18 protein-coding genes are annotated in these 20,261 nt (G+C 73.2%); 10 read left to right on the top strand and 8 right to left on the bottom strand.

Annotated elements, in window-relative coordinates:
* Positions 1 to 94 precede the first annotated feature (94 nt).
* Positions 95 to 1,078, bottom strand: a complete 984-nt coding sequence (locus ACLBXO_RS05140; RefSeq protein WP_447684672.1) for a GlxA family transcriptional regulator — start codon at positions 1,076 to 1,078, stop codon at positions 95 to 97.
* Between the two features lie 53 nt (positions 1,079 to 1,131).
* On the opposite strand from ACLBXO_RS05140, the gene ACLBXO_RS05135 reads away from it, so the two are divergent.
* From ACLBXO_RS05135 to hspQ, 3 genes are read left to right on the top strand one after another with little or no spacing between them, the layout of a single operon-like run.
* The gene (locus ACLBXO_RS05135; protein WP_331313851.1) at positions 1,132 to 1,854 is read left to right on the top strand and encodes a DJ-1/PfpI family protein; all 723 of its coding nucleotides are present in this window, start codon (positions 1,132 to 1,134) and stop codon (positions 1,852 to 1,854) included.
* Between the two features lie 10 nt (positions 1,855 to 1,864).
* Positions 1,865 to 2,263, top strand: a complete 399-nt coding sequence (locus ACLBXO_RS05130) for a nuclear transport factor 2 family protein (protein ID WP_331313852.1) — start codon at positions 1,865 to 1,867, stop codon at positions 2,261 to 2,263.
* Between the two features lie 47 nt (positions 2,264 to 2,310).
* Entirely contained in the window at positions 2,311 to 2,649 is a 339-nt protein-coding gene (gene hspQ, locus ACLBXO_RS05125; protein WP_012318638.1) for a heat shock protein HspQ, read from the top strand.
* A 338-nt stretch (positions 2,650 to 2,987) separates the two neighbouring features.
* Here the strand turns inward: hspQ and ACLBXO_RS05120 are convergent, their stop codons facing one another.
* On the bottom strand, positions 2,988 to 3,758 hold the full coding sequence (locus tag ACLBXO_RS05120; RefSeq protein WP_447684671.1) for an invasion associated locus B family protein: 771 nt from the start codon (positions 3,756 to 3,758) through the stop codon (positions 2,988 to 2,990).
* A gap of 475 nt (positions 3,759 to 4,233) precedes the next feature.
* Here ACLBXO_RS05120 and ACLBXO_RS05115 point away from each other — a divergent pair, with 475 nt between their 5' ends.
* On the top strand, positions 4,234 to 5,556 hold the full coding sequence (locus tag ACLBXO_RS05115) for an AMP-binding protein (protein WP_447684670.1): 1,323 nt from the start codon (positions 4,234 to 4,236) through the stop codon (positions 5,554 to 5,556).
* Between the two features lie 161 nt (positions 5,557 to 5,717).
* On the top strand, positions 5,718 to 6,062 hold the full coding sequence (locus tag ACLBXO_RS05110; RefSeq protein ID WP_447684669.1) for a hypothetical protein: 345 nt from the start codon (positions 5,718 to 5,720) through the stop codon (positions 6,060 to 6,062).
* Positions 6,063 to 6,349: 287 nt separating this feature from the next.
* Here ACLBXO_RS05110 and ACLBXO_RS05105 read toward each other — a convergent pair whose 3' ends face one another.
* The gene (locus tag ACLBXO_RS05105; protein ID WP_447684668.1) at positions 6,350 to 7,564 is read right to left on the bottom strand and encodes a UbiH/UbiF family hydroxylase; all 1,215 of its coding nucleotides are present in this window, start codon (positions 7,562 to 7,564) and stop codon (positions 6,350 to 6,352) included.
* Between the two features lie 282 nt (positions 7,565 to 7,846).
* Complete coding sequence (locus ACLBXO_RS05100) at positions 7,847 to 8,755, bottom strand: alpha/beta fold hydrolase (protein ID WP_331313853.1); 909 nt, start codon at positions 8,753 to 8,755, stop codon at positions 7,847 to 7,849.
* Between the two features lie 87 nt (positions 8,756 to 8,842).
* Between ACLBXO_RS05100 and recG the strand changes: the two genes are divergently transcribed.
* A complete protein-coding gene (gene recG, locus ACLBXO_RS05095; RefSeq protein WP_447684667.1) occupies positions 8,843 to 11,059 on the top strand; it encodes an ATP-dependent DNA helicase RecG in 2,217 nt (738 codons plus the stop codon).
* Positions 11,060 to 11,368: 309 nt separating this feature from the next.
* Positions 11,369 to 11,692 carry a hypothetical protein gene (locus ACLBXO_RS05090; protein WP_012318646.1) on the top strand — a complete coding sequence of 108 codons (324 nt, stop codon included), beginning with the start codon at positions 11,369 to 11,371 and terminating at the stop codon, positions 11,690 to 11,692.
* Positions 11,693 to 11,903: 211 nt separating this feature from the next.
* Here ACLBXO_RS05090 and ACLBXO_RS05085 read toward each other — a convergent pair whose 3' ends face one another.
* Positions 11,904 to 12,743: a DUF502 domain-containing protein gene (locus tag ACLBXO_RS05085; RefSeq protein WP_447684666.1), complete on the bottom strand. Its 840-nt coding sequence runs from the start codon at positions 12,741 to 12,743 to the stop codon at positions 11,904 to 11,906.
* A 121-nt stretch (positions 12,744 to 12,864) separates the two neighbouring features.
* On the bottom strand, positions 12,865 to 13,800 hold the full coding sequence (locus tag ACLBXO_RS05080; protein WP_331313855.1) for a sugar kinase: 936 nt from the start codon (positions 13,798 to 13,800) through the stop codon (positions 12,865 to 12,867).
* An 806-nt stretch (positions 13,801 to 14,606) separates the two neighbouring features.
* Here ACLBXO_RS05080 and ACLBXO_RS05075 point away from each other — a divergent pair.
* Positions 14,607 to 15,560 (top strand): PAS domain-containing protein, encoded by a 954-nt coding sequence (locus ACLBXO_RS05075; RefSeq protein WP_331313856.1) that lies wholly within the window; start codon positions 14,607 to 14,609, stop codon positions 15,558 to 15,560.
* A 215-nt stretch (positions 15,561 to 15,775) separates the two neighbouring features.
* On the opposite strand, the gene ACLBXO_RS05070 is transcribed toward ACLBXO_RS05075, so the two are convergent.
* On the bottom strand, positions 15,776 to 16,204 hold the full coding sequence (locus ACLBXO_RS05070; protein WP_447684665.1) for a MucR family transcriptional regulator: 429 nt from the start codon (positions 16,202 to 16,204) through the stop codon (positions 15,776 to 15,778).
* A 617-nt stretch (positions 16,205 to 16,821) separates the two neighbouring features.
* Here ACLBXO_RS05070 and ACLBXO_RS05065 point away from each other — a divergent pair.
* The gene (locus ACLBXO_RS05065; protein ID WP_331313857.1) at positions 16,822 to 18,237 is read left to right on the top strand and encodes a DUF4105 domain-containing protein; all 1,416 of its coding nucleotides are present in this window, start codon (positions 16,822 to 16,824) and stop codon (positions 18,235 to 18,237) included.
* Between the two features lie 48 nt (positions 18,238 to 18,285).
* On the opposite strand, the gene ACLBXO_RS05060 is transcribed toward ACLBXO_RS05065, so the two are convergent.
* Positions 18,286 to 19,515: a serine hydrolase domain-containing protein gene (locus tag ACLBXO_RS05060; protein ID WP_447684664.1), complete on the bottom strand. Its 1,230-nt coding sequence runs from the start codon at positions 19,513 to 19,515 to the stop codon at positions 18,286 to 18,288.
* A 337-nt stretch (positions 19,516 to 19,852) separates the two neighbouring features.
* Between ACLBXO_RS05060 and ACLBXO_RS05055 the strand changes: the two genes are divergently transcribed.
* Positions 19,853 to 20,179, top strand: coding sequence for a DMT family transporter (locus ACLBXO_RS05055; RefSeq protein WP_331313710.1), 327 nt, complete (start codon positions 19,853 to 19,855; stop codon positions 20,177 to 20,179).
* Positions 20,180 to 20,261 lie beyond the last annotated feature (82 nt).

Here is a 20,261-nt window from a genome sequence, read left to right as displayed (position 1 = left end):
CCCGTGCGGGAGAGGGGGCTTGGCGCGGCTGGCGAGACCGGGCTCGCCGTCCTTCCCGACCGTTGCAACATGGTCGGATACGGCTCTAGGCCCCTCACCCGCCGAACCGCGCCCGGTACTCCTGCGGCGTCGCCGCGACGTGCCGCAGGAAGCTGCGTCGCATCGTCTCCTCGGAGCCGAAGCCGCAGGTCCGGGCGACGCGCTTGACCGGCTGCGCCGTCTCGGCGAGCGCCCGCCGGGCCGCCTCGACCCGCAGGCGCTCCACGGCCCTGGCCGGGGTCAGGCCGGTCGCCTCGCGATAGTGCCGGCTCAGGCTGCGCGCGCTCATCCCGGCCGCCGCGGCGAGCGCCGGCAGCGACAGGTCGCCGGACAGGTTGTCGGCGATGTGGGCGTGGAGTCGCCCGAACCGCTCCTCGCCCGCCTGCAGCGCCAGCGCCGCGCTGAACTGCGCCTGCCCGCCGGGGCGCTTGAGGAACATCACGAGGTGGCGCGCCACCGTCAGCGCGGTCGCGCGGCCGAGATCCTCCTCGACCAGCGCCAGGGCCAGGTCGATGCCCGCCGTCACCCCCGCCGAGGACCAGACCGGGCCGTCGCGCACGAAGATCGGGTCGGGCTCGATCCGGGCGCGCCGGTAGCGCGCGGCGAGTGCCCCGCAATGCTTCCAGTGGGTCACGGCCCGCCGCCCGTCGAGGAGCCCCGCCGCCCCGAGCAGGAACGCGCCGGTGCAGACCGAGGCGACCCGGCGGGCCCGACCCGCCCGGGCCCGCACCCAGGCCACCAGGGCGGCGTCGTCGCAGGCCGCGACGACGCCGGGGCCGCCCGCGATCACCAGCGTGTCCAGAGGCGCGTCGGGTTCCGGCAGCGGGTCGGCCACCAGCCGCAGTCCCGCCGAGGCGGTGAGCCCCGGGTCGCCGGCCGCGATCACCCGCGGCGCGTAGGGCATGCCGGCGCCGCCGTGCTCGTTGGCGGTGGCGAAGACCTGGAGCGGCCCGGCCACGTCGAGGAGCTGCACCGACGGGAAGGCCAGCACCTCGACCGGGCGCGGCGGATCTGGCGAGAAACGAGGGCTCTTTGGCATTTCAGCCAGATCCTGACGCGCTAGGATCGCCCTGTCCACCACGGAGGCCCGGCATGATCCCGCCCGACACCCACCTGCAGATCGGCTCGCTCCTGTTCGAGGGGCTGGACCAGATCGACCTCACCGGCCCGTTCGAGGTCCTGTCCCGGGTGCCCAACAGCACCTACCGGGTCTACGCGCCCGGCCCGGAACCCGTCCGCGACGTCCGCGGCCTCCGGATGCTGCCGGATGCCACGCTCGCGGAGGCCCCGCGGCTCGACGTGCTGCACGTCCCGGGCGGCACGGGCCAGGAGGCCCTGATGCGGGACCCGACCGTGCTCGGCTGGATCCGCGACCAGGCGGCCGGGGCCGGCCACGTCTTCTCGGTCTGCACCGGGGCCCTGATCCTCGGCGCGGCCGGCCTGCTGGTCGGGCGGCGGGCCACGACCTACTGGAACGCCGTCCACCTCCTCCCGTTCTTCGGCGCCGAGCCGGTGGACGCGCGCGTGGTGATCGACCGTGACGCGGACGGGCGCACCTGGGTGTTCGCGGCCGGCGTCACCGCGGGCATCGACGGGGCGCTGCAGCTCGCCGCGGCGCTGCGCGGCGAGGAGGCCGCCCGGACCATCCAGCTCGGGATCCAGTACGCCCCCGAGCCCCCCTTCGACAGCGGCACGCCCCGCACGGCCTCTCCCGACACCGTGGCGCGGGTGCGGGCGGCGGCGGCCGACATCACGGCCCGGCGCGAGGCCACCGCCCGGGCGATCGCGGCCGAGCTCGGCATCCGGATCCCCTAGGAGACCTCCGATGGACCTCACCCACGTTCGCGCCTTCGCGGCCGCCCTGGCGGCGAAGGACCGGGACGCCATGCTGGCGCAGATGACCGAGGCGGTGGTGCTCAACACGCCGCTCGCCGCCGAGCCCCTGCGCGGGAAGGCGGCGATCCGGCCGGTGGTCGACGCCCTGCTGGCGGCGGTCGACGCCTTCGAGATCCGCGAGATCCTGGAAGGCCCCGCGCACGTCGCCGCCTTCTTCGGCGCGACGGCCGGCCCGCACCGGCTCGACGGGATGGATTACTGGCGCCTCGACGCGGCCGGGCGCATCGCCGAGATGACCGTCCTGTGGCGGCCGCTGCCGGAGGCGATCGCCGTCCGGGACCGCCTGGCCCGAGTCGCGGAAACGCCGACTTCCGCGGCGACCGGGTGACACGATCCGTCATCGGACCTATCTGTCCGATCTGGACGGGTTGAACCATGTCGGACGTGACACTGAGAACCGCGAAATTCGCGATCGGCGCCGTGGTGCGCCACCGGATCTACCCGTTCCGGGGCGTCGTGTTCGACGTCGACCCGGTGTTCGACAACACCGAGGAATGGTGGCTGTCGATCCCCGAGGAGGTCCGGCCGCGCAAGGACCAGCCGTTCTACCACCTGCTCGCCGAGAACGCCGAGACCGAGTACGTGGCCTACGTGTCGGAGCAGAACCTCCTGCCCGACACGTCGGGCGAGGCCCTGCGTCACGCCGGCATCGCCGAGATGTTCGAGCGCGACGCCGCCGGCGCGTACCGGATGCGCGACCGCGCCACGAACTGAGCGGGGCGGGGTCGTCAAGATCCTCGCAAGATCTCGGCATGATCCTGGCAATCCCGCCGCGATAGCCGCCCGTGACGGCCGGTATCGTCGCGCGCGTGCGCCGCCAGATCCGGCCCGCGCCAGCGACAGGGCCGCCGAGCTCGAGGCCGGCGGCCGGTGCTCCGGCGCGAGTCCGCGATCGTCCCGGCTCTGGCTGAGTCGTGAACTCCGTCGCCGCGCGATCGGGCGCCGCACCCGGTCCGGATCTCCGAAACGCGAAGGGCCGGACCATGCGGCCCGGCCCTCATTGGGCCCGCCGCGCAGGCGGCGGGCCGATATCGAACGGTCGCGCGATCCGCTTACTTGGCGGCCGGGGCCGCGGCGCCGGCGGCCGGAGCCGCGCCGGCGGCGCCACCCTGCTGCTCGAGCTTCTTGCGCATGTCCTCGGAGCGCTTCTCCAGCTCGGCCTGGAGCTTCTTCTGCTGCTCCTCGAGGACCTTCGGGTCGATGGCCGGGCCGTCGAAGGCCTTGCCGAAGCCGGCCAGCGGCACCGCGAAGGTGACCTCGCGCTGGGTCTGGTTCTGGACCGAGACGTTCAGGGTCGTGCCCTTCTTCATCGCGGCGATCACGCCGGCATCGACGCCGCCGGCCTCCGCGAAGCAGCCGTTCGGGAAGCAGACCGCGAAGCGGCCGGCGGTCGCCGCCTGGCCGTCGACGCTGAAGCGGATGCCCGGCTGCAGCAGCAGGCCGAGCGGCAGCAGGTAGCGCACCACGCGCACCTCCTGCTTCTGGGCGGGGTTCTTCATCTCGTAGACCGCCACGGCCAGCACCGGCTGGCCCTGGTCGGACACGAAGTCGCGGGTCGTGTAGCAGATGTCGGTGCCCGAACCCTGGTCCTTGCCGCAGACCTTGGTCCAGTCGGCCTGGCTCGGCTCGGACTTCACCGCGACGATCTGCGGGCCCGTCTGGGCGGCCGGGGTGTTGGCCGCCGGGGTGCCCGGGGCGGTCGGCGCCGGGGCGGCCGGGGCGGGCTTCTTCGGCTGCGCAAGGGCCGGCGCGGCCGCGAGGCCGAGGCCCGCGAGGCCGAGGAGGGCGGCGCGGGCGAGCGTCGCGGTGCGGGTGAAGGACATCGGCTCTGACCCCTTGGAAGAGACGTGGTGTGGCTGGCAGGATGCGGAGCCGGCCTGGCGGCAGGTCCGCCGGAGCGTCCGGCTGCCCGCCGCGTTGGCGCGCCGCCCGGAACTCCGGATGAATCGGTCCGGCCATCGGGCGGGACGGGCGCCGTCTGCGCGCATCCCTCTCCCCGGCGACCGGGCGGCCTGCCTTTCCCCTGGAATGAGGCGAAGGCATGACACCGCGGCCGGGGAGGCTGTCGGAACCGTCCTGGCCGCGCCCGGCCCCCGATAGGCTCCCATCCGCCCGGCCGCAAGCGCGACGTTGCGCGGCCGCGAGGCACGAGCGCGTGATCGCGCCGCGCCGCCGGGCACCGCCGGCCGGCCTCCGGCGGCGTCCGGCGGTGCCCGGCGGCGCGGCCCTCTTAGCGGTCGGTTAACCCTGCCGGGCCGAGATGATAGGAGTTCTGCAGGATCGGCGGGGGCGGCGGGTTTGAGCGCGTTGGCGGTGGCGGAGTGGGCGGCCGACGCCGCACCGGACGCGTCCGCGCGATCCGGGGACGCGCCCGAAGGCCGGGCCGACGCGCCGTTCGGAGGCGTGTCCGGCGCCCTGTCCGACGGTCTCGCGACCCGCCTGTTCGCCGCCGCCCTGTCGGGCCCGCAGCGCACCCTCCTGCGTGATTCGGGGGACCGGGTCGCGTGGTGCGGGCGCCCGTCCATCACCTGGACCTACGCGGCCGCCGCCGAGATCGTCGGGCGGCTCGCCCGCGGGATCGCCGCGTGGCGGCTCCCGGCCGGCAGCCGGATCGGGCTGTGGTATTCGGGCGGTGCCGAATCGGCCCTCGCCCACCTCGCCGTCGAGGCGGCCGGCCACCTGCCCTGCGCGATGCCCGCCCTCTGGGACGAGGCGGAGCTCTCCGCCGGCATCGAGGCGGCGGGTCTCGTGGCCGTGCTGACGGAGGGCCGCCGCGGCGCGCGCCGGCCCGCCGAGGACCTCACCCGCGCGGCCATGCGCCATTTCGGCCTGCGCTACCTCGCGGCCTTCGGCCCGAGCGTGCCGGACGGCGTGATCAGCCTCGACGCGATGGCCCTGGAGCGGGGCGTGGTCGATCCGGCGCCGAGCCGCGGCCTCGTCACCTTCGCGGGCGGCGATCCCGGCCGCCCGGTCTACCGCACCGCCGCGGCCCTGGCGGCAGCGGTGGCCGCCCATCTCGACGCGCTGCCCCTGACCGCGGACGAGCGGGTCCTGACGCTCCTGCCCGGACACGACCTGCGCGGCCTCGTGACCGGCCTGGGCACCGCCCTGGCGGCCGGCGCCGGCCTGGAGACCGTGCTGCCCTTCGACGAGGCCGGGTTCCGCGCCGCCCTGCTGCGGCCGGTGCCGACCCGGCTGGTGGTCCCGGCGCGGGTCGAATCGGCCCTCGCCGCCCTGCCCCTGCCCTGGACCGTCCGGGTCCTCGACGTGGTCCACCGCGCGCCCGCCCGGCTGATCCCGCCGGGCGCCGGGCCCGCGGGCCCGCAGCGCATCGATTCGCTGGTCTTGGGCGAGGCGCTGGTGCTGACCCGCCCCGGCCCGGACGACCTCGCCGCGACCCTGGCCGAGCCCGGGCAGGCCTTCCTGCCCCGCGACCTCCTGGATCTCGCCGCCGGCGCCGACGGCGACCTCGCCTGCCGGGGAACGGCCTGCGCGGCGGCCCCGATCGCCCGCGGCGAGACCCCGGCGCCGGATCCCCGGGCGTGGCGGAGCACGGGCTTCCGGCCGCTCCGCGCGGACGGGACGGTGACGGCGATCGCCGCGACCGTCCCGTCCGCCTGAACGGCGGACGGTCGTCGGTTCATCCGGCACTCAGGCGGCGCGGATAATCTCGCATCTGCACACGAACCGACGGATCCGATCCGCCTGTTCGCGGGTTCTGCATCGGATTGTCGTGACGGCTATCTTTCCAAGCCGTCCCGGATGGAGTACCGCTCAAGCTTATGGGTGCGCTGCAACAAGTGCTCGTGGTCGACGACGGCGTCCGCGCCGTGGACCGGTCCCTCTCGGGCGAGCTGGCCAGCCTCGGATACGCGAGCGTGACCGCCTCGATGGAGGCGGCGGACGACGTGCTGACCGTGATCGCCCGCCCCGCCGCCGTGCTGCTCCAGGCACCCACCCGCCGGGACCCCACCTACGCCCGCCGCGCCGCCCGCCTCCGCGGCCAGCTGCGCGAGCGCGGTATCCCGGTGATTCTCATCGGTGATTCGGGCGAGGCCCGCGCCGGCGGCCCGGTCGATCTCGCGACCCGGCTCGGCGCCTACGTGGCCGCTCAGCCGGATCTCTGAGGTCTGTCCTCAGCGCGCGCTGAGGGCGCGGCGTCCGGGCGCTCGCGCCGGGACGGAGGCTGCTCGGGGCAATGGCCGTTCAATTGCACCGCGTCATGCGGAGGTGATCCGCGTCGCCGCGCCTCGAAGGCGCCCGCAGGGCCTCCGCTCGCGCTCCGGAACTTCGGGACCGGAGGGCCGTGGCCCGGGACGGGGTCGACAGCCGATCCCGTCCCGGACGAGGCGCGGGTCCCCGCTCCCGCACGGGAGAGGGCGCGCGTCTGTCGCGAGACGATCGGGCCGCGGTCCTACCGCGCCGCGCGCATCAGTTCCGGCGCGCCGATCCGGGGCAGCACGCCCTCCCGCATCACCAGGCGCCGCAGCGGCCCGAGCTGCGTCATCGCCAGCAGGCCGAGACCGCGCAGCGCGTCCACCGGCAGGAGGTCGCTGAGCAGGCTGCGGTTGAGGAGATCGACCGCGGCGGTGCGCGCGGCCGTGTCGACGCGGCGTGCCCGCGCGTAGCCGTCGAGCACGGCGCGGGAGCCGGGATCGCGGCGGTCGCGGGCGGCGGCCAGCACCGTGTCGCGCAGGGTCGCGGCGTCGCGCAGGCCGAGATTGAGCCCCTGCGCGCCGATCGGCGGGAAGACGTGGGCCGCCTCCCCGATCAGCGCGAGCCGCGGGGCGACCGGGGTCGCCACCGCGAGGCCGCGCATCGGCACGAGGCCCCGCGGGCCGTCGACCCGCATGGCGCCGAGCATCGCCCGGGCCTGCCGCTCCACCGCCTGGCCCAGCGCCGCGTCGTCGAGGGCGGCGAGCCGCCGGGCCGCCCCCTCCCCGGTCACCCAGACGAGGCTCGAGCGGTGACCGCCCGGCAGCGGCACCAGGGTGAACGGCCCCGACCGGGTGTGGAACTCTGTGGAGACGTCGCGGTGCGGGCGCGCGTGGGCCAGGATCGTGGTGATGGCGCTCTGCGGGTAGGTCCAGTCGCGCACGCGGACGCCGCTGGCGGCCCGCAGCGGCGAGCGGCCCCCGTCGGCCCCCACCACGAGCCGGGCCTCGACGCTGGTCCCGTCCGCCAGCGCGACGCGCGCGGCCGTCTCGCCGGCCACGGTACCGGCGGCGTCCGCCTCGACCAGGGTGAGGTTGTCCTGCGCCCGGGCGCGGGCGCGCAGGCTCTCGACCAGGCGGGCGCTCTCGACGTTCCAGCCGAAGGCGTCGAGGCCGATCTCGGCGGCGCGGAACTGCGCCGGCGGCGGCCGGAACAGGCTGCCGGTATCGTCGACGATCTGCAGCGTGCCGAGCGGGCTCGCGTGCGGCGCCACCGCCTCCCAGGCGCCGAGCGCGTCCAGGAAGCGCACCGACCCGTCGAGGAGCGCGACGGTCCGCCCGTCCGCCACCGGGGCGTGGCGGCCGACCAGCGCCGTGCGGATCCCCTCGCGGGCGACCGCCAGCGCGGCGGCGAGCCCCGCGGCCCCGGCCCCGACCACGGCGACGTCGAAGACGGTGTTAGTGTCCTCCGGCATGGTGTCCTGCACGATCGACGCGTCCCACTCGGGACAGTGTGGCGTCGGGCTTCCCAGGGTTCCGGTCGATGTGCGGCCCCGTCATCGCGAGCGGAGCGAAGCGACCCGGGGCAGCGGGACGTCAGGACGCGTGGTGCCCCGGGTCGCTTCGCTCCGCTCACGAGGCGGAGGTGTCGCATTCATCAACCGGGGACGCTGGTCGCGAGCCCGGCACGTCCCGTATCTGCGCTTTTCAACGGATCTGCCAAGACCAGCGACGCGGGGCCACGGAGCCGCAGCCCGTCAATCCAGGAACGCCGCCAGCTCCGCGAGAACCGCGTCCGGCCGCTCCTCCTGGAGGGTGTGGCCGCAATCCAGCGCCCGGCCCGAGACGTCGGTCGCCTTCTCGCGCCACGTCTCCAGCACGTCGTAGGTCCGGCCGACCACGCCCTTCGCGCCCCAGAGCGCCAGCAGCGGCGCGGTGATCCGGGCCTCGGCATCGGCCGCGTCGTGCTCCAGGTCGATCCCGGCGGCGGCCCGGTAATCCTCGCAGATCGCGTGGCGGCAGGCCGGGTCGGAATAGCAGCGCAGGTACTCGGCGAAGAGTTTTGGCGGCGTCGAGCCGGGGGTCTTGGACTGGCCCTCGACGTGGTGGCGCAGGAAGAATTCCGGATCGGCCCCGATCAGAGTCTCCGGCAGCGGATGGGGCTGGATGAAGAAGAACCACCAGAAATAGCGGGTGGCGAAATCCTTGTCGGTGCGCGCGTACATCGTCGCGGTCGGCGCGATGTCGAACAGGGCGATCCGCTCCACGGCTCGGGCGTGATCCAGGGCGAGGCGATGGGCGACGCGCCCGCCCCGGTCGTGGCCGACGACGGCGAAGCGCTCATGGCCCAGCGCCCGCATCACCGCCACCGCGTCGGCCGCCATGGCGCGCTTGGCGTAGTTCTCATGGCGCGCGCCGCCCGGAGGTTTCGACGAATCGCCGTAGCCGCGCAGGTCCATGGCCACGACGGTGTGGCGCTCCGCCAGCCGCGGGGCGACGTGGAGCCAAGTCGACAGGGTCTGCGGGTGGCCGTGCAGCAGCAGGACCGGCGGCCCGGAGCCGGCCGAGCGGGCGTGGATCGTGACGCCGGGGGCCGTCTCGATCCGGTGTCGCGCGAAGCCCGGCAGGAAGTCGCTGGCGAAGTCACTGGCGAAGTCACTGGCCATGGGGATCCGGTCTCCATCCTGCCGCACTGGCGCGCCGGGATGCACCGGATGATAAGGCGCCTCCGGCACCATGTCCGCCGAACCGCCATGACAGATGCACGCGCGCCTCAGGACCCGGCCTTGAAGGACTCCGCAGCCGACGAGGCGCCGGAGGAGGGGGCTGGCCGTGCGCCCGCGGCACCCGCCCTGCGGCCGAGCATCCTCGACCCGCTCTTCGCGCCGGCCCGCGCCCTGCCGGGGATCGGCCCGAAGATGGCGCCGCTCATCGAGAAGCTGCTCGGCACCCCCGAGCGCGAGGCCCGGGTCGTGGACCTGCTGTTCCACCTGCCCCAGGGCGGCGTCGCGCGGAAGCTCATGGGCTCGATCAGCGAGGCCCCCACCGGCGAGCCGGTGACGATCGGCGTGACCGTGGTGGCGCACCGCCCCGCCCAGGCCGGGCCCGGCCGGCGCCCGCACCGGGTGCTGGTGGAGGATGCCTCCGGCGACATCGCACTGGTGTTCTTCGGCATGCCCCGCGCCCGGGTGGAGAAGATGCTGCCGCTCGGGGCGCACCGCTACATCACCGGCCGGATCGACCTCTGGGACGGCACCCGCCAGATGGTCCACCCGTCCCGGATCGTGGACGAGGCGGGCTTGGCCGAGCTGCCCGCCGTCGAGCCGGTCTACGGCGCGACCGAGGGGCTGACCTCCCGGGCGATCAACAAGCTCGCGGTCGCGGCCCTCGACCGGCTGCCGGTCCTGCCGGAATGGCAGGACCCGGCCTGGCTGGAGCGGAACCGCCTGCCGCCCTTCGCGGACGCGCTCCGCCTCGAGCACCGCCCCGAGGCGCCGCCGCCGAAGGCCGAGGATCCGCTCCAGCCGCCGCCCGCGACGCCGTCCCGGAAGCGGCTGGCCTACGACGAGCTCCTCGCCTCGCAGCTGGCGCTGGCGCTCCTGCGCGCCCGCCAGCGGCGCAAGGCCGGCCGGGTCAATGCCGGGGACGGGGCCCTCAGCGGCCGCCTCGAGGCCGCCCTCCCCTTCGCGCTGACCGGCGCGCAGGGCCGGGCGGTGGCGGAGATCCGCGCCGACCTCGCGGCGCCCCGGCGGATGCTGCGCCTGCTCCAGGGCGATGTCGGCTCGGGCAAGACCGCGGTGGCCCTGCTCGCCATGGCCTCGGCGGTCGAGGCCGGGCGTCAGGCCGCCCTGATGGCGCCCACCGAGATCCTGGCGCGGCAGCATTTCGAGCGGCTGAGGCCGCTGGCCGGCCCCCTGCGCCTGCGCCTGATGACCGGCCGCGACCGGGCCGCGGAGCGCAAGGCGACGCTCGCCGACCTCGCCGCGGGCGAGATCGACATCCTGGTCGGCACCCACGCGCTGTTCCAGGAGGCGGTGACGTTCCGCGATCTCGGCCTCGCGGTGGTGGACGAGCAGCACCGGTTCGGCGTCCACCAGCGGCTCGCGCTCGGCGCCAAGGGCGAGGCGGTGGACTTCCTGGTCATGACCGCGACGCCGATCCCCCGCACCCTGGCGCTGACCTTCTTCGGCGACATGGACGTCTCGATCCTCGACGAGAAGCCCGCCGGCCGGCAGCCGATCCGCACGATCACGCTGCCGACCGAGCGGATCGACGAGGTCGTGGCCGGCCTCGCCCGGGCGATCGCCGGGGGCGAGCGGGTCTACTGGATCTGCCCCCTGGTGGAGGAATCGGAGTTCGTCGACCTCGCCGCCGCGGCCGAGCGCTTCGACGACCTGCGGAAGCACTTCGGCGACGCGGTCGGGCTGATCCACGGCAAGATGCCGGGACCCGAGAAGGACGCCGCCATGGCGCGGTTCGCCGCGGGCGAGACCAAGCTCCTGGTCTCGACCACGGTGGTGGAAGTCGGCGTCGACGTGCCCGAGGCGACCATCATGGTGATCGAGCACGCGGAGCGGTTCGGGCTGGCGCAGCTGCACCAGCTCCGCGGCCGGGTCGGGCGCGGCTCGAAGGCCTCCTCGTGCCTCCTGCTGTACCGGGGCCCGCTCGGGCAGGTGTCCCGGGCCCGGCTGGAGATGATGCGCGCGAGCGAGGACGGCTTCCGCATCGCCGAGGCCGACCTGAAGCTGCGCGGCGAGGGCGAGGTGCTCGGCACCCGGCAATCCGGCATGGCGGCGTTCCGGCTGGCGCGGCTGGAGAGCGACGCCGCCCTGCTCGAGGCCGCCCGCGACGACGCGCGGATGATCGTGGAGCGCGATCCCGGCCTCAGGAGCCCGCGGGGACAGGCGCTGCGGGTGCTGCTCTACCTGTTCGAGCGGGAGGCCGCGATCCGGCTGATCGGGGCCGGATGAGCGGTTTCCTGAACGGTTTCCTGAACGCTCTCGTTCAGGAAAGTCCGGCCTGCCTGAACGGCCGGATCGGGAATCGTCGCCGCGCGACCGGATCGGTCGTCCGATGCGGCAATGTCACAGGCGCCCTGAAAAGATGATTGTTTCGAGGGGCTTGGCGGGATTGTGCGGAAGCTTGGCGGCGCCGGGCGGGCGGTCCGGCAGGGTCCGGACAGGCTCCGTGACCTTGCATCAGCCGTATTCTTCCCTTAACTGCAGATGAACGAATGGCCCGGTAAGCCGGGACATCACGGACGAATCTGGAGGACGGACATGTCGAACGGACTGTTCCAAGGCCTGCCGGGCTCCCACGAGATGGCCGGTGCCCACGCCCTGCCGACCGAGCCCTGGCTCCTGCCGATCTCGGATCGCGCCGCCGAGGCGGCGGGCAAGACCGCGGACGAGCTGCAGGCCGCCGTGCGCCGGGCATCCCGGCCCTTCTGGCTGGCCGCCAACGGGCTCTGCATCGCGCTGGGATTGGCCCTGACCCTGCAATGCGCGTCCGGCTGGGGCCCGACGGCGCCCCGCAGTGCCGTGACGGTCGCGCAGGCGACGCCGCCGACCATCGCGCCGCAGACCGCCTCGCTGCAGCGCTGAGCCGAACAGCAGCCTGACTGTCAGAGGCCGTCCCGCGCCTGCGGGGCGGCCTTTCTCGTGGACGATCGCCGCCGATCCCGCTGCCTCCCTCGACCCGAGGGACGGTGAGATCGGCGCGAAGGAGGCCGGGATCGCGCGCCGGCGCCTCGGCAAGGCCCCTTGAGCGGACCGGAGGTCGTCCCCGCTTCGACGGTTCCGGTCGACGCTGCCGTCATCCCGGGCACAGCGAAGCGACCCAGCGCAGCGGGACGTCCTGAGCCGTGGCGTGACACGGGTTCGCTTCGCTCCGGCCGCCGGCCTGCTGGGCCGTCCGCAGGGTGGCCGCCATGGCGTTGAGGCGGCCCTGCGGGTCTTCCGGCTGGATCACCCCGGCCGACATCACCAGCTTGGCGGCGTCGTCGACGCTGATCGCGAGTTCCACCACCTCCGCGCGCGGCAGGTAGAAGAAGAAGCCCGTGGTCGGGTTGGGCGCGCAGGGCAGGAAGACGCCCACGAGGTCGTCCGCCGATGCCCCCCGCGCCCGCAGCGCCCCCTCGACCTCGTGGGCCGCCGGGGCGGACAGGAACACCACCGACCACGTGCCCTTCACGGGGAACTCCACGAGTCCCACCGTGCGGAACGAGGTGCCGTTGGCCGAGAACAGCGTCTCGAAGATCTGCCGCAGGCCCTTGTAGAGGCCGGAGATCACGGGGGTCCGCGCCAGCAGGACCTCGCCGAACTCGATGACCGAGCGTCCGACGAGGTTGGCCGTGAGGAAGCCCAGCAGGGTCACCGCCAGGAACGCGATCACGAGGCCGAGGCCCGGGATCGAGAACGGCAGGTAATGGTCCGGCAGGTAGCTCGCCGGCACCAGCGGCTTCACGAACGAATCGATCAGCGCGATGAACCACCACGTGATGTAGGCGGTGATGGCCAGGGGACCGGCGACGATGATGCCGGTGAGGAAATAGGTGCGCAGCCGGCCGCGCGCGCTGACCCGCGTCTTCGGGGTGCCGCCCGCCGCGGCGGCGTCGGGCTCGGGAACCTGGATCGGCGGGGGAATCGGCGCCACGGGTGCCCTCTCGGCCGCACCGCGCGCGGCGATGACGCTGCGGGGGCCGTCCCCCACTGGCAGAGAGGTAGCGGTTGCGCTTGTCCGCCTCAAGGGCGGCCCGGTCTCCCTCGGGCGGCCCTCAGGCGTCCGGGGCGGGCGGCCGGGCGGCGGGGACCGGCATCGCGTCCCGGGGAATCACGGCGCCGCGATGCCCGATCACCGCCCCGGCCAGGCGGTGCGCCTCGGCGGCGGCGGCTTCCGGCGCCAGACCGGCGATGCGCGCCGCGAGGTAGCCCGCCGCGAAACTGTCGCCCGCCGCCGTCGTGTCGACGACCCGCGCGGCGCGCCCGGCCGGCACCGCGGTGTCGGACGGGCCGTGCAGCACCCGGGCGACGGGGCCGGATCCGCCCGAGGCCTTGAGCACGATCTCGGCCCGGCCGCGGTGGCGCAGCACCTCGTCCTCGCCCGCCGGGCCGAAGAGCCAGTCCAGATCCTCGGCCGAGGCGAAGATCACGTCGGCCAGGGCGAGGGCCGCGCGGAAGGCCGCCCAGGCCTCGTCCCGGTCGGGCCAGCCGCGGGGACGGTAATTGGTGTCGAAGGCGACCTGGCCGCCCCGCTCCCGCAGGCGCGACAGGGTCTCGAACAGGGCGGCGCGCCCGGTCTCGCCGTAGAGCGAGAGGCTGATGCCGGACAGGTAGACGAGGTCGTAGCGCTCCAGCTCCGCCTCCGTCTCGGCGGCGCCCGGCTCTGTGAAGAGGTCCCGGGCCGCGGCCCGGTCGCGCCAGTAGTGGAAGCTGCGCTCGCCGTCGGCGTCCGTGCGGATGATGTAGAGGCCCGGCATCCGGCCCTGCAGGCGGCGCACCCGGTCGAGGCCGATGCCCTCGCGGCCCCAGGCCGCCGCCATCTCGTCGCTCCAGATGTCGTCGCCGAGGGCCGTCACGTAGTCCACCGCGACGCCGAGGCGCGCGAGGTAGAGCGCGGTGTTCAGCGTGTCGCCGCCGAAGCCCCGGACCAGATTCCCGTCCGGGCGTTCGGACAGTTCGACCATGCACTCGCCGATGCAGGCGACCCTCATGCGGTTCCTCCCGGTGCGCGACCCCGTCTCCCCGCATTGTTCGACCCGCCCTGTCAATCACCCGCCCTGTCCATCGCCCACCCTGTCCATCGCCCACCCGTCCCGGTCTGCCGGGCCGATCCGGCCGCGCGCGCTGCCCCGTCGCGCGCCGGGCTTCCGGGGCTCGGCGATCTCAGGTTTCGCGCGACATTCCGACCCGTATCCGCATCCATTGTGCTGTAATCATTCAGATATATATGTCTTTAGATCAGACAATGAAATATATTACGAACTATTATCGATAAAATAAGACAGCAACATATAGATTTTTCGGCCGGATTGATGCGCGCGTTTCGCTCGAGGGCCGTTATTCTGCCGATCGATTTAAAGCGAGAACCGAAAATCACGATTCTGAAACACCGTAAGACCAGAACGGCCTTCCGACAGTCCGCGCGAACGTCGCGGGCCGGTCGCGTTGCAGTCACGGCGGTGCGTGCCGAACGCGCGGAGGGGCCAGATACGGTCGAGGATCTCAGGACCCTCCATTCGCGGCGCGGCAGACGTGGACTCGTGTAGCAGGGAGCACATCGCGTCGCTGCAGGCTGTTTTCGGTGGCTTTTGTCCGGCTGCGGTCGGACTGACGGACGGATCTGCGCCGGACTGGAAAGATGATCGGCTGAATTCTGAATTTTTATGCTGGAAAAATTCTCGTGGCCACGGGGCGGGAGCGGTGATAGAGTTCGATCGGTGCTAAGATGTTCCATACAGCTTTAAGCGCTCTGACTTTCTCGTCGGGAGAGTTCCTGACTCTGACGGAAAGTCGGGGCATGAGCGGTGCCTGGAGCTGGATCTTCGCGGGCGAGGAGCAGGTCTGGTCGCCCGGGTTCTACCGGCTGCTCGGGCTCGTTCCGAACGCCGCGAAGGCGCGCTACGACCTGTTGCTGAGCCTGGTCCATCCGGAGGACCGGCATCTGATGCCGGCGCTGGCCGATATCCGGCAGGGGCATGTCCCCCGCGAGGTCATCGTCCGGGTGATCCGGCCGAACGGCACGGTGCGCACCCTCTCGCTGACGATGGAGGTGCGCGTCTCGGCGGAGGGGCGGCCCGTCGCCCTCAACGGCACGGCGCTCGACGTGAGCGACCGCGAGCAGCTGGCGCGTCTGCGGCAGGAGGAGCGCCGCCGGCAGAGCGCGCTCTACCTGACGGAGCATATCGCGACCTTCTCGATGGGGCTCGACCGCGTCCGGGACATCCCGTTCGCCGTCGCCCAGGTCCACGGGCTCCCGCTGGAGGAGATCTGCGCCGACCCGTATCTCCTGATCGTCCCCGAGGAGCGCGCGGGCTTCCGGGCGGCGGCCCTGGAGCAGATCGAGCGGCGGGCGTTCTTCCAGGGGGACGCCCACGAGTGTCTCGCCAACGGCGAGCGCTGGCACTTCCGGATCCTCACGATGCCGGTCTGGGACCCGGACGGGACCTATCTGGGCCGCTGCGGGCTCAAATACCCCGTCCGCAACCACGCCCCGCACCCGGTCGGCCTGCACGAGGGGCTGGAGCATGCCGTGAGCGGTCACCACCTGCGGGCCGCGCGGGCTCTCCTCGACTGGTCGATGATGGAACTCGCTCAGGCGAGCGGCCTGTCGCATTCCACGGTGCGGCGTCTGGAAGAGGACAGCGAGCATCGGGGAAGCCGGTCCCGCCTGCACGCGGTCGAGGCGCTGCGCCGGGCGGGCGTCCGCTTCGTCCCCATCGACGACGGGATCCTGGCGGTCGCCCGGGCCTGAGCGGCCCGCGCCCCGGGCGGACGCTCGCGGGATTCGACCCGCCCTGCCGCGCCGGTCCATCATGGACGGTCTCCGCGCTGGCCCCCCAGGGCCCCCGATCCCAGCGCGGAGACCGGGACGGTCGGACCGGTCGGTCCGCCGTCAGGCGTGTCCCCGCCCGTGTCCCGCGGCGGCCCGGACGGGGCCGCCGATCCAGGCCGGTGCGGGACGGGCCCTCAGGCCGCCTTGTGGCCGAGCTGGATCGCCTTGGCGATCTCCGAGCGCTTGGCGGCGTAGCCCGGGGCCACCATCGGGTAGTCGGCCGGCAGGCCGTACTTCGCCCGGTAGCGCTCCGGCGTGAGGCCGTGCGCCGTCAGGTGACGCTTGAGGGTCTTGTAGGACCGGCCGTCGATGAAGCTGATCAGGCCGTCCTGCTGGATCGAGGCCTCGATCTGCGCCGCTGTCGGCCCGGTCCAGCCGGGGCCGGAGCCCGAACCGCCGCCCTGCAGCACCGATATGGCCGTGTGCACTTGGTCGATCAGAACCGGCAGGTCTCCCACGCCCACCGCATTCCGAGACACGTAGGCCGCGACCAGTGATGCCGTGCACTTGATCAGGTCTGTGTTCGAATCCGAGGTCTTTTCGTTCAAATCGATGGTGTTCATGAATCCCCCAGTACAGAGATTCGAAGCTTGAAAACCGGCGCATCGATAAATCTGACGCATTGATCAGCTTTTACCGCCCAAGCATGCGCCGAATTGCTTCGAGTCTGCCAAGATTGGCGCGTAACTATACAAAAACTGTCTATTTTGTATACGGTTTATCTTAGGATGTTCTTTGAGCATTTTCTGTTCTTGCGAAGCAACATGAGGTTGCTGTGCTCGCGAAGCGTCGCAAACAATGCGCAGTTTCGGCATCCGGTCCGACAGCCTGTCGGCGATGACTTCGAACCGCCGCGCGATGACAGGCTGCAGGCGCGCGAATCAGTGGCGGAGACAGGGACCGATCACGGATGCCGACCCGTTACGGGTTGATCGGGCCGTGACCCGCGCCCCCGCCGAACCCCGGTGGGGGTGCGCGCGGCGGGATCGCGGGCGCGGTTATCCGCGGGCGCTGGCGCCCGGACCCGGCCGCGATTAACAAAGTTCTCAGGCAAGGCGTGGATCTTGCGCCCCGGGCGCCTCGCGAAACGCTCGCTTGTCGGGCGCCTCCTTCCGGCCGTGACGGCACGGCGGCATCCGTGCGAGAGGCTCGACGACGCGCGCTATCGAGGGCGACCCCTATGTCCGGACCCTGTGCGACCTCAATCCCGCGCGCGCTCTCCGCGCTCGAAGCGCCCGGCCCGGGCGCCGCGGACGCGGTCGGCGGCCGGATGCCGCCGCTCTGGATGCTGCTCGTCGGCCGGGCCGCGGTCCGCCGCCACTGGCATCTCATCGTCGCCACCGGCCTGCTGTGGTCGTCCCTCGGCATCTTGGTGGCGATCGATTCCCTCGACGGCGCGCTCCATGTCCCGGACCGGTGGTTCGGCCTGATCCTCCTGGCCGAGGGCGTGAGCTCCCTCGTCGTCGGGGTGTCGGCGGTCGGCACCGCCCGCCGCCTGCGCTTCGCCAAGGGCGCGCTGCTGTCGGTCATGGCCGTGCTGATCATGATGGCCACGAAGCACAGCACCTTCCTGCTCGCCATGATCTTCGGCGTCGCCTTCGTGGTCGACGGCTTCGTCCGGATCACGATCGCCGGCCTGCTGAAGTTCTCCGGCTGGCGGATGTCGCTCGCGCTGGGCGGCCTCAGCATCGCCTTCGGCCTGTTCCATCTCCAGCCCTGGCCGACTTGGTACGCCGGCACGGTCGGCTACTGCATCGGCATGTTCCTGATCCTGAACGGCGCCAACCTCGCGCTGGTCGGGCTGCGCACCCGGCGCCTGGGCACCGCCGAGCCGGTTGCCTCCGGTGCCGGCGCGAGCGAGCCCGGCAGCCTGACGGTCTATGTCTGGACGCCCACCGGGCAGGCCACCACCCCGGCCGGCCAGCGGCTGATCCGGCGCTACGTCGCCTCCGTCGACAAGGCCGGGCGGTTCTCCACCGGCCACGCGGCCCTGCAGCAGGGCGACGACCTCTACGTCAGCCACTATCCCGCGGTGGAGATCGACCGCTCCCCCGCCAATCTGCGCTCGAGCCTGCGCGCGGGCCCGGAGAACGACGTGCCCGGGCGCTTCCTGCCCTCGCACGCCGCGGAGGTGGCGGATTGGTGCCCGGCGACGGTGGCGGTGACGCTGAACGGCATCGACGCCGCCCGGCTGCGGGCGTTCTGGGCTCAGTACAGCCGCGACACCACCTACAACTTCATCAGCCGCAACTGCTCCACCACGGTTGCGCGGGCGCTGGACATCGCCGTGGAGGGCGCGTTCAGCCGCGGCGGCCATCCCTGGCGGCAGCTCGCGGCGGCGCTGACCACGCCGGAATTCTGGGCGGCGGCCTTCCTGCGCAACGGGGCGCGGTCCATGACCTGGACCCCGGGCCTGGTGCTCGACTACACGCGGGCTCTGAGCGCCCTCGTGGATCCGGCCTCGCCGGTGCCGTCGATCGCCTGGAAGCGGGTCGGATGGCGGCTGCTGCGCAACTGGCGGGCGCGGGACCTCGCGCCGCTGAGCCCGATCGCCCGGCAGCCCTCCGTGCCGGGCGCCGGCCCGTCCGAGGCCTGATCGCGGCCTGATCGCGACCGATCGGAATTCAGGGGCGCGGTCGCCCGCTCACGGGTCCTTGCGGGCGGCTGGGCGGCCCGCGGCGAGATCGGCCGCGATGGCCTGCATCACCGCCAGCGTGTCGACCTCGTCCTGCTCGGCGCCGTGGTCGCTGAGCTTCACGATCACCGTGCCGGTCGCGCGGTTCACGTAGATGTACTGGCCGTAGACGCCGATCGCCGAGATGTCGTCGTCCTCGCCGCCCGGGGCGTGCCACCACTGGGCCGAGTACTGCCAGCCGTCGACGTCGCGCCGGGCCGGCGTCATGATCCGCTCGATCCAGCGGCCCGGGATGATGCGGTGGTCGCCCGACCGGCCCTGGTCGGCCACCAGCAGGCCGAGGCGGGCGAAGTCGCGGGCCGTCGCGTTGATGCAGCAGAACGCCTTCTCGATGCCGCCGGGCCGGTCGAGGTTCCAGGTGGCGTCGGCCTGGGCGCCCATCGGCTTCCAGATCCGCTCCGACAGGATGTCGGCGAGCGGCTTGCCCTCGACCCGGGCGAGGATCAGGCCGAGCAGCTCGGTGTCGATGCTGCGGTAGCGGCCCTTGGTGCCGGGCTTGAAGGCCAGGTGGGCGTTGTCGCGCACGAAGGCCGTGAGATCGCGCGTCAGGTACATGCCGGCGGTGCCGGTCAGGGGGTGCCGGGGATCGTAGTTCTCCGGCACCGCGATCCCGCTCGCCATGTCGAGGAGGTTGCGCACGGTGATCTGGCCGAAGACCGCGCCGTTCCGCAGCTCGGGCAGGAGCGCGGAGACCCGGTCGGTCTCGGCGAGCTGGCCCCGCGCCACCGCGGCGCCGACCAGCAGCGAGACGACGGACTTCGCCACCGACCATGAGGGAAACAGCGTCTCCGGCCCGGTGCCCGCGCGCTGCCACTCGTGGATCAGGACGCCGTCCTGCACCACCAGGAACGCGTTGGTGTGGGTCGCCTCCAGCACCGCCATCAGCGGGACCGTCTTCCCCTTCCAGGGGACGCGGTCGAGGATCGGGCGCGGCCGCGCCGGCAGGTCGCTCGCCCGGGCCGGGGCCTGGACGATCCGGCTCGGGAACCACGTGCCCACCGACGACGGCTCGATGACCGCGAGCGCCGCCAGGGTGACGGGATCGGGGACGTTGATCAGCGCCGCGGCGGTCCAGGCGCAGCCCGCGATGGCCGCGCCGCCCGCCGCGGCGATCGCGCCCCAGCGGCGGCCCCGGCGTGTGCGGGCCGGGGACTCCGGGATCGCCAAGGACGCGGTCATGCTGGATCTGTGTCGCTCTGGATCGTCGCTGTCGCGCGGCCGGCCCCGGGACGGGACGGCGCGCCGTCACCATGATCAGGAGGCATTAACGAAAGCCCCAACCGGCCCGGGCGCGGGGCCGGTCCGTCGCCGGCGCCGCGGCGGGGGACCGGTTCGGAAATGTTCATGGATCTGTGGCCTTGTGTCCGGCGGCCGCCGACGGCCCGCGGCCGTTTTGACGCGGATCCGGGCCGGCCCGGCGCCGCCCCGTCCGCTCGGGCGTCCGACGCGAATCTGATTCTACACGCCGCGACCGCCCCTTTCACCCAGCCCGCGCAGCCCGAAAGTCCGCCGTGCCATGAATCCGTACCTGATCCTCGGGCTCGCCATCGGCGCGGAGGTGACCGCGACCCTGGCGCTGAAGGCCGCCGAGGGCCTCACGCGCCCGGGCCCGACGGTGATCGTGGCCCTCGGATACGGCACCGCCCTGTGGCTGATGTCGACCAGCATGGACATGCTGCCGATCGGCGTCGTCTACGCGATCTGGTCGGGGATCGGCATGATCGGCGCGGCCCTCGGCGGCGCGTGGCTGTACGGCGAGGCGCTCAACCCGACGATGCTGGTGGGCATCGGGGTGATCGCCCTGGGGGTGACCATCCTGGCCGCCGGCCAGGGCCAGCACTGAGGCTCCGGTTCGGGGCCGGTCCCGAAACGGGACGCCCTCGCCACATCCTCGCCGCGAACGTGCCGTCAAGCTTGGCCTTCCC

This window comes from Methylobacterium sp. C33D, assembly GCF_053345825.1.
The sequence above is the reverse complement of the archived record's forward strand: the minus strand, read 5'-3'. Positions and strand labels throughout refer to the sequence as shown.